The sequence below is a fragment of the Paenalcaligenes sp. Me131 genome (assembly GCF_050487225.1).
Taxonomy (GTDB): Bacteria; Pseudomonadota; Gammaproteobacteria; order Burkholderiales; family Burkholderiaceae_B; genus Paenalcaligenes.
In genome coordinates, this window is record NZ_JBKQGY010000001.1 from 1,430,025 (window position 1) to 1,444,355 (window position 14,331).

Genomic DNA, 14,331 nt, shown 5'->3' on the forward strand with positions numbered 1-14,331 from the left:
CGTTTTAATTTAATAAAGTTAAACCTTCAAAACCCGTTCACCACGGCTGATACCTGACACACCGGTTCGTACTGTTTCCAAAATGGAACTGCGATCCAATGCATTGATGAAGGCAGAGATTTTCTCCTGCACTCCAGTCAGTTCAATCGTGTAGGTTTTGTCAGTCACATCAATGATGCTGCCACGGAAAATGTCAGCCATACGTTTGATTTCTTCGCGCTCTTTACCTACCGCACGCACTTTGATGAGCATAAGTTCACGCTCAACGTGTGGGCCTTCGGAAAGATCCACCACCTTCACCACATCAACGAGGCGATTCAGGTGTTTGGTAATTTGCTCAATCACCTCATCGGGACCTATGGTCACAATCGTCATCCTAGACAACGTTGCATCTTCCGTAGGTGCCACAGTCAAGGTTTCAATGTTGTAGCCACGCGCAGAAAACAGACCAACCACACGCGACAATGCACCGGGTTCGTTCTCAATCAGGATGGAAATCACGTGTTTCATAATTCCTCTCCTTTCAAATCTTCTGCACACAACAACATTTCCGTTAAACCTTTACCCGCCTTAACCATTGGCCAGACGTTTTCTGTTTTATCGGTGATGAAGTCCATGAATACCAAGCGGTTTTTATGTTTAGTGAACGCCTCTTGAATGGCAGGTTTCACATCCGCAGGTTTATCAATACGCATACCAACGTGGCCGTAGCTTTCAACCAATTTCACGAAGTCAGGCAACGCATCCATGTAGGATTCCGAATAACGGGAGCCGTAATCGATTTCCTGCCACTGACGCACCATACCCAGACTGCGGTTGTTCAAACACAGCAACTTAGGTGTCATACGATATTGCAGACATGTGGACAATTCTTGGATGTTCATCTGAATAGATGCTTCACCCGTAATCACCGCTACATCTGCATCGGGGTTAGCCATCTGTACGCCCATAGCGTAAGGCAGGCCTACACCCATCGTCCCCAAGCCACCAGAGTTCAACCAGCGACGTGGTTTATTGAAACGGTAGTATTGTGCTGCCCACATTTGGTGTTGGCCCACATCAGAAGTCACGAAGGCGTCGCCACCTGTTACTTCCCACAGAGCTTCTACCACTGACTGAGGCTTAATAACCTCGTCAGAAGGCTTGTAGACTAGGCATTTTTTCTCGCGCCAAATGTTGATCTGCTTCCACCATTGTTCCAGAGCTGTTTTGCTCTTAGTGGATGAGGAACGAACTTGTGCATACTGCTCGTTGAACTCTTTCAGAACTTCCTTAACGCTGCCCACGATAGGCACATCCACTTTCACACGTTTGGAAATGGAGGAAGGATCAATATCAATGTGAACAATTTTGCGAGGTACTTGCATGAAGTGACGAGGATTCGCAATAACGCGATCATCGAAACGCGCACCCACAGCAATCAACACATCACTGTGCTGCATAGCCATGTTTGCTTCATACGTACCGTGCATACCTGGCATACCTACGTACTGATCGCTATTACCTGGGTAAGCACCCAGTGCCATCAGCGTGGTAGTACAAGGTGCACCACAAAGCTCGACTAATTGTTTAACTTCTTCGGATGCATTATCCAAGATAGCGCCGCCGCCCACGTAAATCATGGGACGCTCAGCTGCTGCCAGCATTTGCACCGCTTTTTTGATCTGCCCCTGATGCCCTTTAGAAACAGGCATATAGGAACGCATTTTGACCTCGCCACGCTTAGGCGTGTAGCGAGCCATTGCGGCAGTAATATCTTTGGGGATATCGACCAACACAGGACCTGGACGGCCTGTAGTCGCGATATAGAAAGCTTTGCGAATAGTATCAGCCAGCTCTTTTACGTCACGCACCAAAAAGTTGTGCTTAACGCAAGGGCGCGTAATACCAATAGCATCACATTCTTGAAAAGCATCTTCGCCTATAGACTGGGAACCAACTTGACCACTGATCACCACCATAGGGATGGAGTCCATATAGGCTGTCGCAATACCTGTTACAGCATTGGTCAGACCTGGGCCGCTAGTAACCAGCGCTACACCAACCTTGTTGGAGGAGCGTGAATAAGCATCCGCCGCGTGCACAGCAGCTTGCTCGTGACGCACCAAAACGTGGCGGAATTTGTCCTGCTTGAAAATTGCATCGTAGATGTATAGTACGGCACCACCCGGATAGCCGAAAACGTGTTCTACGCCCTCGTCAGCCAGCGTGCGCACGACTATATCTGCGCCATTGAGTTCCATTATGAAATTCCTTTCAGTCTTGCACTAACTCCCCGACTGGCACTTAAGCCGGAGTCTCAGCCAAATACAGCAACATGATCTGGCGCTTTATGACCCACGGGACCACGCCACCCAGACACACTACTGCTTGACCTGCACTCTTTCGGAAAGTAGCACTTGCGTACAAACGCGATAGCATGAAATGGAAGTCCTGGCATCACACGCTTGTGGCGCGGCCAGCAACAAATAAAAAGGCGCAAAAAAACGGGTTGATGACCCGTGCAAAGAGCCCTACTGCCCCAGCGGATGAGCTAAGGCATCAGGTACTTTACCCTGTTGCCAAATGGCAATCAACTGCAATTGTTGGTAAAGCGCAAATTATCTTCACCCACAGTATGGGTTGGGCATCTTATACTGGTGACTCTGTACGTAGAACCACAACATGAGCACCACTTTCTTTCCTCAGTTACAGCGCTTTCTTTACAGCCACTACTTGTTAGGCGGCCTACGGCAAGCTGCGGGCATTTTGTTGCCTGTTATTGTGCTGGGTGGTGGTTTCCAGTTGTATGGCATGGGGATTATTGCCTCCATGGGAGCGCTATGTGTGGCGGTCATTGACCAACCCGGCGGCCCCAAACGCTATCGCACTAACGAAATGCTGGGCGGCATTGCTCTGGGTACCATTACCGTTGCCTTAACCACCTTTGCTGCTGGGTCGCTATGGGGCACGTGGATACTAGTCCCCCTGCTGTGCTTTTTCTTTTCCATGCTCAATGTGTATGGTCCTCGCGGTGGCTTGATTGGCTTTGCCAGCCTGTTGCTGATGACCCTCAGCCTGCGCGAACCCACCTCTGGCGATACCGTACTACTGCACACCTTATTTTCCTTTACTGGCGGCCTGTTTTACTTTGCCTTTAGTTTGCTTTTTAGGCATTTGTTATGGCTGGGTGAAGAACGCCGTACCTTGTCTATGGCCTTGCACGCCACAGCCAAATACATGCTGGCACGCTCCAAGTTCTATGATGTGAACTCAGATCTGGATGCAACCTATCGCGATCTCATCAAAGCGCAGTCCAGCATGGCAGAGCTTCAGCAGTCCGCTCGCGACATGGTGCTGCGTGAGCTACCCAAAGGCCTAAAAAGCCGTGGCGACCAATACCGCACCACATTACTGGTGTTGTACACCAACATGGTGTCGTTACTTGATACCTTGGTGGCCACCCATACCGACTACCACACCTTACGACGCCGACTAGGGGAAAGCGATTTCATGGAGTTCGCTCATGATGCGCTACAAAAGCAGTCTGCCGAGGTGGTCCGTATTGCGCTGAATGTATCCCGCCGCAAAAAAACCGTGCAACGCATTAGCGTTAAAGCGGAAATACGCGCCATGGAATACGAACTAGAGCGCTACAAACAAAAGGGCATGCAACAACAAGACCCCGAACTCTATGGGTTGTTGCTGCAAGTGCTGCGTAGACTGCGTGTAGCCAAGCAAACCATTGACCATATGGCGGCCAACACCAAACGTACGGGTACTGATATCCCTCTGGATCAGTATTTAGATAAATCTCTGAGCCGATTTTTGTCGCGCGAGGAGATTCATATTGGCTTACTACGCAGCAACCTACGGTTAAGCTCATCTAGCTTCCGCTACGCCATTCGTGTGACCGTAGCCTCTATTTTGGCTCTAGCTGTACCCGCATTAGCTGCACAGTTTACTCACTCCACCGAGTCGCTAAATTCCCTAGCCAACCAAAGTAACTGGATCATCCTAACGATTCTAGTCATTCTTAAACCCGGGTTTGCTCAGACCAAACAACGCAACACCTGGCGTCTAGGCGGCACAGCCCTAGGGTGCTTACTAACCTTTATTCTGTTCAGTGTCACCGACAATAAAGAGTTCTACTTTATTGCTTTGCTGCTCGCTTATGTCATGGGTAAGAGCTTGGTGCAGTTGCACTACTTGTTATCAGCAGCCTTTTTGACCATCTCGGCGTTGATCTCATTTCAGTTCTTATACGCCAGTAGCACCTTTGTCATTAGTGAACGCTTTATAGACACGCTGATTGGGTGTGCTATTGCACTGCTATGTAGTTATGTACTGCCTAAGTGGGAAGCCAGCTCCATGAGCAGTTTCGCTCGCGAGTCACTGCAAGCTAACCGACACTACCTGACTACTGGATTGCAATACGCCGAACTGAATCGCCAATACCAACAAGCCGTACAACTACAGGCCAGCAACCCGGATAGCGAACCTGTAGATGCCGCACTGGGTGCGCAACTGGCCGAGGCCGATACCCAATGGCAACTGGCTAAGCGTCAGGTCTATATTTCATTTGATAACTTTGCGTCTGGCTTTTATCGCATGATGGATGAACCAGCCAGTCGCCAATGGAATGTTGCGCTATTCAATAACCTGCTGATTCAGAACCATGTACTGGCATCGCAAATTAGTGCCTGCATTCCACTGCTGGCCACACTGGAAAGCATTCCACCTGGCATAGACGAAGCCATTACCGCCATTCAGGGTATTTTGCATGATCAGACGGTAGAAAACACCAGCCCCACACTGGAAACAGAAGGTGAGTTGGCAATGCTAGCGTACCCGTTACGCCAAATGATCAAAGCTTCACAACTGATACAGCAAGACATGAAAGGGTTGGACATGGCAGAGCATACCCAACCCTTACTCACCGCATCATAATCCCAAGTACGCCTTGCGAATGACGGGGTAATTATTAGGCTTGTTCCGGGCGTCTGAACACCAACTTAGTGTCTGATGACAACTCTGGCTGATACTCATAACCTGCTGTATTGAATCCTTTAAGACCCTCTACAGTATTCACACCCTTATCAATGGCATAACGCATCATCAAACCGCGGGCTTTTTTGGCATAAAAACTGATGATTTTCCACGCACCATTTTTTTGGTCTTGGAATACACACTGCACTACAGGCAAACCAGCGGCTTTAAGATCTACCGCTTTAAAGTATTCCTCTGAAGCCAAGTTCACCAATACCTTATCGCCAGAACCGTCTGCGGCCTGCTTTGCCAAATAACGGCCAATGGTGTCACCCCAGAATGCATACAAATTGGCGCCTTGTGGGTTCTGTAAACGCGTACCCATTTCCAATCGGTAAGGCTGCATTAGGTCTAGTGGGCGCAATGCACCATACAACCCACTAAGTAGCAGCAAGTGCTGTTGTGCCCATTCCAACTGTTTGTCAGAAAGCTCCTCAGCACGCAAACCTTCATACACATCGCCATTGAACGCCAAAATCGCTTGTCTGGCATTTTGCAATGTAAAGGTAGGCTCCCACTGCGCATAGCGTTCGGCATTTAAGTGAGCTAAATCTTTGCTAATGCTCATCAAGCTCGCGATTTCTTCCTCGCTTTTGCCACGCATGATCTCAATCAGTTCTTTGGCTTGTGGCACAAACATAGGTTGTGTGTGCAACGTGGTACGAACGGGTGAGTCATAGTCCAGCTTTTTTGCTGGAGAAAGTACAAACAACATAAATATCTCTCACAAAAACTTAACGGGCTGTCCAACCACCGTCTAAGGTCAGTGTAGTACCGGTCATTTGATCGGCAGAGTCCGTACACAAAAACACAGCTGCACCCGCCAATTGTTCAGGTGTCACAAACTGCAAGGATGGCTGTTTCTCAGCCAACAATTCCTTAGCTGCCGTTTCGATATCGGTTTGATTCGCTTTCGCCAACGCTTCAATCTGTTTTTCCACCAATGGAGTACGCACCCAGCCTGGACAAATGGCATTACACGTAATCCCTTTACCCGCATTTTCCAGCGCGATAACTTTGCTTAAACCAACCACACCATGCTTAGCAGCCACGTAGGCGGATTTGTGTACCGAGGCCACTAAACCATGCGCAGAAGCGATGTTAATAATACGCCCCCAGCCCTTGGCCTGCATTGCTGGCAACGCCGCAGCACTGGTATGAAAGACAGCGGACAAGTTCAAACCAATAATGGCATCCCAGCGCTCTACAGGAAACTCTTCTACTGCATCGGTGTGTTGAATGCCGGCATTATTCACCAAGATATCAACACTGCCCATTTGCGCCTGCGCCTCATTGATCAGCGCACGTGCGCCCTCGGCTGTACTCAAATCTGCAGGCAAGTAAATGGCTTTCACATCGCTTTGCAATTCTATGTTGATGCGCAGCTTTTCAATGGCCGCCTTATCACCAAACCCATTCAGCACTATGTTGGCCCCTTGTGCCGCCAGCCCTTGCGCTATAGCCAACCCAATGCCACTGGTTGACCCTGTCACCACAGCCGTTTTTCCACTTAACATACGTGCTCCTTTAAGCGTTCAAAATCCTATACATATCCCAGAATTCTACACACAAATCTCGCCTCTCTGTTTTGCGCTCACAAGAATACGTCCACATTAAGTGGCCTATCGCGATGCTCGCTATCAAATCGCTCTCAAGATATGCCATCTACCTACTGCTTACGCCCTATTCCCATGCTGAGATGCTGCAGCCTCTACCATCTCAATAAGTCAGCTTCGCACAAGTAGCCAAATGCGTAAAATCCTGCTAGAATTCGTTTCTTGTCTTAGGATACCAGCGGGCAGGTGGCAGAGTGGTCGAATGCGCCGGACTCGAAATTCGGTATACGTGCAAACGTATCGTGAGTTCGAATCTCACCCTGCCCGCCAAGACATAGCAGTAATAAAAAACACCCCAAAATTGATGAATGTCAGTTTTGGGGTGTTTTTTATTGTGCTTGTCTCTTGAGCGCTGACCACTGCCTCCCCACCTACAACCCTCAATAACTGTGCCTAGCACTCATCCTTAGGCGCTGTGGCGCCAGTCTATCCGCGCGCACTCTACTTTCTTGTGTACTACTGCAAAAAAACAGCAGTATTCATCGCGCCTTCTCGCGAATACTGCACGTTTTATGACACTACTATTACAATTATTAATCAGAGAAATCAGAGTGGGCCATATAAAACCATAGGCCTGGCAAATACTATATGTAGTCAATAAAAATAATGCCCCTATTACCTAAAATATCTTATACAAAACTATTATTCTCCGTTATTGCATTAGTTTTATTATTTTTCACTTCTAGATTGATGCTATCAGGCGCTGGTTTAGATACTAAAGGAAGAAGTGTCTTTTTGTTGATGTCCTTGATCGTCATCTTGAACTCATCAAAGAAATCTTTCTGGTTCTTGGTGTTTCCTGTAGCGTTGATACATGCCCTCTATGCCCCTATAGGCTTAATCTTTGGGCCTGTTTCCTATCAATACGCTGCCTCCATATTTTCTACTGACCTTATAGAAACCTCAGAGTTTTTTAGTCAGATTCCTCTGAAGAACTTTCTGTATCCTCCACTTATTATTGGAGGAATCTTACTCTTTAGATTTTTAACCACTAAATTTTGCATAGATTTCTATAAAAATAAGACGCTACTGTGCATCATTATTATTTTTGCCATGCTGCGGCAAACACCTTTGCAGTTTATTAGCTCCATAGTGGAGTCATCGGCAAAGGTAAAAAGCGAGCTATCAGAGCTAAGCAACTTCAGTCTAGAAAATGCATGGCCAGAGTCTGTACTAAAAGACTCAGCGTTTGATAACTACATTCTGGTCATAGGCGAAAGCGCTAGGCGCGACTACCTTCACGCCTACGGCTACCCCATCAGCAACACCCCATTCATGAGCAATGCTAATGGCACGCTGGTTAATGGTTTAACTGCTGGTGGCCCGAATACCGTCAGCTCATTGCGTCTGATGCTCACCCACCCAGACACCGACCACTGGGAACCCAATTACGGGCTTAATATTATTGACCTAGCTAAGTCGGCTGGCATCAAAACCTATTGGATTTCTAACCAGCCTTACATTGGTGAGTTTGACACGCCTATTTCAGCCATTGCTAAACGCAGCGATTCTAAGTTCTTCACCAAGTACTCTGGCATGGTGCAAAAACCCACCAGTGACTTTGACTTACTCGCCGAGGTGGCCAAGGTCGTCACGCAAAACCCAAACGAGAAAAAACTGATTGTGGTGCACCTCTACGGCTCACACCCTAAAGCCTGCGAGCGCATTAGCGATTACAGAAAGATTACCACCACTGAAAGCAGCAGGTATGAGCACATCAATTGCTATATCTCATCCATGCACAAAACCGATGACATTTTGCAATCTATCAACAACCTCATGGAAACCGAGTACTCCATTCACCATGCTACGTATTCCATGCTCTACTTCTCTGACCATGGCTTATCTCATGAGGAGCGCAAAAAGGACAGCGGGATTCTATTGGTCAGCGGTATAGGTAATAGAGAAGACTATGAGATTCCATTATTTGTGACCTCATCCAGTGATCACGAAAGACGCGAATGCAGCGCCTTTAAATCAGGATTGAATTTTGTGAACGGACTCGCCAACTGGATGGGAATAGAAAATAGTCACTTATCGTCTAGCTATAGTTTGTTTGATTGTAGAGACGACCCGGATAACTACGGTTTGCAAAACAGGCTGACCACGCCATCGCGCGCGCCGGACCCCGCTATCGATATACGGGATAAATAAACTCACCCTAGATAGGCAGGCTATGGTTTCGCAATCAACAAACGCAACCCCAACGCCACAAACACACCACCAGCCAGCCTATCTAACCATATACCGGCGCGTGGGCGTCGATTTAACCATTGCCCTACGCTACCTGCAAAAAAACCTAGCGCCACAAACAGCAACACGGCTTGCAACGTAAAGAGTAAGCCTAACGCGGCCATTTGCAGGCTGACGCTAGCTTGCTGCGGTTGTACAAACTGCGGCAAGAACGCCAAAAAGAACATAATCACTTTAGGGTTGATCGCATTTGCCACCAAACCTTTAAGAAACAACTCTCGCATCGATGGCTGCACATCAGCCGCTACAGCACGCACCTGCCCGCTGCTACGCAACGCTTGTATACCTAACCACAGCAAGTACAAGCCCCCAGCAATCTTTAATATCGTAAATGCTGTAGGCGATGCCATGATTAACGCGCTCACCCCTAGTACCGCTAATACTGTATGGCTAATACAGCCCAGCGCACAGCCTAAACCAAACATCATCCCGTAACGTCGCCCTTTAGACATACCCACACCCAATACCATCAAATTATCGGGGCCGGGAGATGCTGTCACCGCCAAAGCCGTTAGCAGAAACGCCCAGAACTGATCTACGGAAAGTGGCATAAAACTATCCTTGAAAATCCATCTCAAAATAGGATGAGAAGGTGCAGGCATCACTGTAAGACCTGTTCCACCTACCTGTCCATCAGCAACTACGCCATGACATGGGAGCCCTATAAACAGGGTTAAAAACTCCTTACTCTATCGCTACAGTCAGAATCAATGCGTGTAAAATGACACAGAAGCTCAATATTGCAGCGTTGGGAAAGGATGATGACTTTCCTTTCGGCTGCTCTCTTTTTAGTGGCTAATGGATTAATTACTTCATGAAAAAAGAAACCATCGTAATCGGCGCTGGCATGGTGGGTACTTCCATCGCGTGGCACTTAAACCAACGTGGCCATGCCGTAACTCTGGTAGACCGTAAAGCACCTGGCGAAGAAACCTCCTATGGCAATGCTGGGTTAATTCAGCGTGAAGCCATTTATCCCCATAGCTTTCCTCGCGATCTTTCCGAAATCCTGCGTATTCTGCCTAACCAAAGTACCGACATACGTTATAGACCCGGCGCAATGCTGCACTATGCCAGCCCGCTGATGCAATATTGGAAGAACTCTGCCCCCGATCGCTTTGAGAAAATCGTTAAAGAGTGGGCAACACTGATTGAACACTGCACGACTGAACATGAACGTATGTTCACGGCAGCGGGTGCCGAAAACTTGGTGCGCAAAGTGGGTTGGATTCAAACTCACCGCAGCCACAAAAGCTGGCAAGAAGGTTTGCATGCGGCTGAAAAAGCCAAACATCATGGCGTTGAGTTCAAATCACTGGATCGTGCGGCACTGCAAGCAGAAGAGCCTAGCCTGAATGCTTCTGTGTATGCGGGTGCTATTCATTGGCTGAACTCATGGCAAGTGGTTAACCCCAGCGCACTGGTGAAAGCCTACGCCAAACACTTCACGGATAATGGCGGCACGCTGCAACAAAGCGAAATCCAAGCTATTCGTCGTGAAGGCGACGAATGGGTAGTATCTACCTCTGACGGCACGCTGCGCGCTGCTAACCTAGTGGTTGCTGCAGGCCCGTGGTCTGCTCAACTGTTGCAACCTTTGGGTTATAACTTCCCACTGTTCCCGTTGCGCGGTCATCACCGTCACTACAAACTGGCCGAAGGCGCTGTGTTGAATCACAGCCTCATCGACAACGACAAAGGCTTTGTACTAGGCCCTATGCAAGCTGGCGTACGTCTAACTACTGGCGCTGAATTCGCCCTGATGACAGATCCAGTACGCACAGACCAGATCACTGAAGACGAGAAGCTGGCACGTGAGATCATGCCTGCACTGCGCGAAGGCATTGAGCCACAACCGTGGTTTGGTTCTAGACCATGCATGCCAGACATGAAACCGGTCATTGGTTCTGCTCATGCACACCAACAGTTGTGGCTAGCATTCGGTCATGCACACCAAGGCTTCACGTTGGGACCAGCAACAGGCCGATTGGTAGCCGAAATGATGGAAGGCGATACACCTTACATCGATCCTCAGCCTTTCCGCTCTGATCGGTTTGCGTAATATCAACGATCGCCCTCATAAAAAAGACCCGCCCCCTGCGGGTCTTTTTTATTAAGGGAAAACCAGAATATTCATCATATATATCAGGTATATAGTAGTTTTAACGGTCTTGTATAAATACTGATCAGTCCATGCCTATACCTTACTTCTTATAGGAGGTTGTCATGTATATCCGCTCTCTACAATGGTCGATGGATATCAACGGTGATGGGAAACTCAGCATGTGGGAGATCTGGGAAACCTTACGTTGGGCTTTCCAACTTCCCGGCAATTTGATCTTGGAGGCCATAGGCCAATTTCCTGCGCTTGCCACACTTTTACATGTACAAGCATCGGCAAGTACCGGTTACTCTAGCCTCAATACCGTACCTACCAAGGCACTAACCCTACTATTCTGGATCTGTCTATTCTTATGGCTAGTATCGCGCGGCAATAAGCCTGCAGCCCAAGCCAAACCTCGTACGCTGCTACTTCCTTTACCTAAAGACTATCCAGTCACCATGAAGTAAGCACGTAAAAAAACCAGGCTAAGCCTGGTTTTTTTATTGCTGCCTTATCTACCATTCACTAGCCTACAAAACGATAGTGAGCGAGACAAGCCAAAGGCTGCTATGACGTAGCTGCCTATTTTACTTAAGCAGATGCCAAGACCTCTGCACCCCCCATGTATGGGCGCAGCGCTTCGGGTACACGCAATGAGCCATCTTCTTGCTGGTAGTTTTCCAAAATAGCCACCAATGCACGACCTACCGCCAAACCGGAGCCGTTCAATGTATGCACGTACTCTGGCCTGCCTTTGTCTTGACGGAAACGGGCTTGCAAACGACGGGCTTGGAAAGCTTCACAGTTAGACACTGAGGAAATTTCACGCCATGTATTTTGTGCTGGCAACCAGACTTCTAAGTCGTAGGTTTTGGCGGCGGAAAAACCCATATCACCGGTACACAATGCCACTACACGGTATGCCAAGCCCAGACGTTGCAGAATGGTTTCTGCATGGCCACGCATGGCTTCCAGCGCTTCGTACGAATGCTCTGGATGCACCACTTGTACCATTTCCACTTTATCAAATTGGTGCTGGCGAATAATGCCGCGCATATCTCTACCACCACTACCGGCTTCAGAACGGAAGCACGGTGTGTGAGCTGTCAGCTTCAAGGGCAAATCTTGTTCGTTCAGAATTTCATCACGTACTGAACCGGTCAGTGTGATTTCAGACGTAGAGATCAAGTACAAGTCTTCTGCCGAGTTTTCTTCGTCATCGCTGTCTTGGCCACCTTTGGTAACCCAAAACATATCGTCTTTGAATTTAGGCAATTGGCCTGTACCGTACAATGTAGAACCGTTCACGATGTAGGGCGTGTAGCATTCGGTGTAGCCGTGCTCTTGCGTTTGCACATCTAACATGAATTGCGCCAAGGCACGGTGCAAACGGGCAATGTTACCGCGCAGCATCATGAAACGTGCCCCAGACAACTTACGGGCAGATTCAAAATCCAAACCGATGCGCTCACCAATCTCTACGTGGTCTTTAGCAGGGAAAGCAAAAGGCGCAGGGATGGCATCCGGTGCCGAATTACCGGGAACCCAACGACTAACCTCTACGTTGTGCTCTTCGGACTCACCCACTGGCGTGCTGCTGTGTGGCAAGTTAGGAATGCTTTCCAACCAACCAGTCAGTTCAGACTGCACCGCAGCCAATTGTTGCTCCAGCTCTTGCAGCTTTTGTGGAATCTGTTTGGATTCTTCCATCACGGCGGAAGCATCTTCACCCTTAGCTTTAAGCTGGCCTATTTGTTTTGCCAATGCATTGCGACGTGCTTGCAAAGACTCTGTTTCCACCTGTACGGATTTACGTTTGGCCTCTAAGCCATTAAAACGGTCTGTATCAAAGGCTACACCACGCGTTGCCAAAGCAGCGACAACAGCGGGTAGGTCTTTACGCAATAAGGTGATATCTAACATGGGTGAAGAAGTACCATTAAAAAATTCGTTGGCTACATTGTAGCGAATTTATTTGTTTTTTTTCTGACGCGCTTCGGCGTCCCAGGCGTTTAACTGTGCCAGTTTTTGACCAATTTTGATTTCTAAGCCTCGGTCTGTAGGCTGATAAAAGCGTGGTTGCATGCCATCAGGGAAATAACGCTCGCCTGCGGCATAGCCGTTAGGTTCATCGTGCGCATACCTATACTCGCTACCGTGCCCTAACTCTTTCATGAGCTTGGTAGGCGCATTACGCAAATGCATAGGCACAGGCGCACTACCTTTATCCATCACAAAGCGACGTGCCTGGTTATAGGCCATGTAGCCTGCATTACTCTTTGGTGCAATCGCCAAATACAACAAAGCTTGCGCCAAGGCTAGCTCGCCCTCTGGGGAGCCCAAACGTTCGTAGGTAGCGGCTGCATCGTTCGCAATTTGCATGGCTCGTGGATCAGCTAGCCCTATGTCTTCCCACGCAATACGTACAATACGACGCGACAAGTATTTAGGATCTACGCCCCCATCTAGCATGCGGCAAAACCAATACAACGACGCATCGGGATCAGAGCCTCGCACTGATTTATGCAAGGCACTAATCTGATCATAAAACGCATCACCACCTTTATCGAAGCGTCGCAGGTTTTGCGACATGGCGGTTTCTAGCCATTCCTCATCGACGGCTAAACGCCCTGCTCCATTGGCAGACTCTGCCACCACTTCCATGGTGTTTAATAAGCGTCTGGCATCACCATCTGCCCATGTACACAGTTGCTCTCGAGCGGCTTCAGTAAAACTCAGTTGCCCACCATAGCGCTCCTCTTCGTTCAGCACGATGAGTGCCCTATCGAACAGCGACTGTAAGTCTTCCAACGCTAAGGACTGCAGCACATACACGCGAGCACGCGACAGTAAGGCCGAGTTCACTTCAAATGATGGGTTTTCGGTGGTAGCACCAATAAAGGTGAATAGCCCGCTTTCTACATAGGGCAAGAAAGCATCTTGCTGAGACTTATTAAAGCGATGTACCTCATCCACAAACAGGATGGTGCGTCGCCCTTGCGCTTGCGCTACTTGTGCTTTGGTAACGGCCTCGCGTATATCTTTGACCCCGCCCAACACAGCAGAAATAGCCAAAAACTGCGCGTCAAAACCTTGCGCCATCATGCGCGCCAACGTAGTTTTCCCTACACCTGGAGGCCCCCAAAAAATCATGGAGTGTGGCCTGCCAGACTCAAAGGCTACACGCAATGGCTTACCAGGCCCAACAAGGTCTTGCTGCCCCGCCACCTGATCTAAGGTGTTGGGACGCATGCGCTCAGCTAACGGCGCATACACACTAGGTGCTGCGCCGCCGGATTCTGTAGAAGAAAATAGATCTGTACTCATGTG

Annotated in this window: 11 protein-coding genes and 1 tRNA gene; 5 read left to right on the top strand and 7 right to left on the bottom strand. The window is 48.7% G+C overall.

Features of this window, described 5'->3' with window-relative positions; all coding sequences use genetic code 11:
- Positions 1–18: 18 nt before the first annotated feature.
- Together ilvN and ilvB are read right to left on the bottom strand one after the other, a co-directional pair.
- Positions 19–510 (bottom strand): acetolactate synthase small subunit, encoded by a 492-nt coding sequence (gene ilvN / locus ACLPHM_RS07015; protein ID WP_430220516.1) that lies wholly within the window; start codon positions 508–510, stop codon positions 19–21.
- Positions 507–2,243: a biosynthetic-type acetolactate synthase large subunit gene (gene ilvB, locus ACLPHM_RS07020; protein WP_430220517.1), complete on the bottom strand. Its 1,737-nt coding sequence runs from the start codon at positions 2,241–2,243 to the stop codon at positions 507–509. Before ilvB ends, ilvN begins: the two co-directional genes overlap by 4 nt.
- 421 nt (positions 2,244–2,664) lie before the next feature.
- On the opposite strand from ilvB, the gene ACLPHM_RS07025 reads away from it, so the two are divergent.
- The gene (locus ACLPHM_RS07025; RefSeq protein WP_430220518.1) at positions 2,665–4,929 is read left to right on the top strand and encodes an FUSC family protein; all 2,265 of its coding nucleotides are present in this window, start codon (positions 2,665–2,667) and stop codon (positions 4,927–4,929) included.
- A gap of 34 nt (positions 4,930–4,963) precedes the next feature.
- Here the strand turns inward: ACLPHM_RS07025 and yaaA are convergent, their stop codons facing one another.
- The gene (gene yaaA, locus ACLPHM_RS07030) at positions 4,964–5,743 is read right to left on the bottom strand and encodes a peroxide stress protein YaaA (protein ID WP_430220519.1); all 780 of its coding nucleotides are present in this window, start codon (positions 5,741–5,743) and stop codon (positions 4,964–4,966) included.
- 19 nt (positions 5,744–5,762) lie between these two features.
- On the bottom strand, positions 5,763–6,545 hold the full coding sequence (locus tag ACLPHM_RS07035; RefSeq protein ID WP_430220520.1) for a 3-hydroxybutyrate dehydrogenase: 783 nt from the start codon (positions 6,543–6,545) through the stop codon (positions 5,763–5,765).
- A 279-nt stretch (positions 6,546–6,824) separates the two neighbouring features.
- On the opposite strand from ACLPHM_RS07035, the gene ACLPHM_RS07040 reads away from it, so the two are divergent.
- Both ACLPHM_RS07040 and ACLPHM_RS07045 read left to right on the top strand, forming a co-directional pair.
- Positions 6,825–6,914: transfer RNA gene (locus tag ACLPHM_RS07040), tRNA-Ser, on the top strand.
- A gap of 783 nt (positions 6,915–7,697) precedes the next feature.
- Positions 7,698–8,798, top strand: coding sequence for a phosphoethanolamine transferase (locus tag ACLPHM_RS07045; RefSeq protein WP_430220521.1), 1,101 nt, complete (start codon positions 7,698–7,700; stop codon positions 8,796–8,798).
- A 20-nt stretch (positions 8,799–8,818) separates the two neighbouring features.
- Here ACLPHM_RS07045 and ACLPHM_RS07050 read toward each other — a convergent pair whose 3' ends face one another.
- Entirely contained in the window at positions 8,819–9,448 is a 630-nt protein-coding gene (locus ACLPHM_RS07050; RefSeq protein ID WP_430220522.1) for a LysE family translocator, read from the bottom strand.
- A gap of 263 nt (positions 9,449–9,711) precedes the next feature.
- Between ACLPHM_RS07050 and ACLPHM_RS07055 the strand changes: the two genes are divergently transcribed.
- Positions 9,712–10,959 (top strand): NAD(P)/FAD-dependent oxidoreductase, encoded by a 1,248-nt coding sequence (locus ACLPHM_RS07055; RefSeq protein ID WP_430220523.1) that lies wholly within the window; start codon positions 9,712–9,714, stop codon positions 10,957–10,959.
- Positions 10,960–11,123: 164 nt separating this feature from the next.
- Positions 11,124–11,468, top strand: a complete 345-nt coding sequence (locus tag ACLPHM_RS07060) for a hypothetical protein (RefSeq protein ID WP_430220524.1) — start codon at positions 11,124–11,126, stop codon at positions 11,466–11,468.
- Positions 11,469–11,592: 124 nt separating this feature from the next.
- On the opposite strand, the gene serS is transcribed toward ACLPHM_RS07060, so the two are convergent.
- On the bottom strand, positions 11,593–12,924 hold the full coding sequence (gene serS, locus ACLPHM_RS07065) for a serine--tRNA ligase (protein ID WP_430220525.1): 1,332 nt from the start codon (positions 12,922–12,924) through the stop codon (positions 11,593–11,595).
- A gap of 48 nt (positions 12,925–12,972) precedes the next feature.
- The gene (locus ACLPHM_RS07070) at positions 12,973–14,328 is read right to left on the bottom strand and encodes a replication-associated recombination protein A (protein ID WP_430220526.1); all 1,356 of its coding nucleotides are present in this window, start codon (positions 14,326–14,328) and stop codon (positions 12,973–12,975) included.
- Positions 14,329–14,331 lie beyond the last annotated feature (3 nt).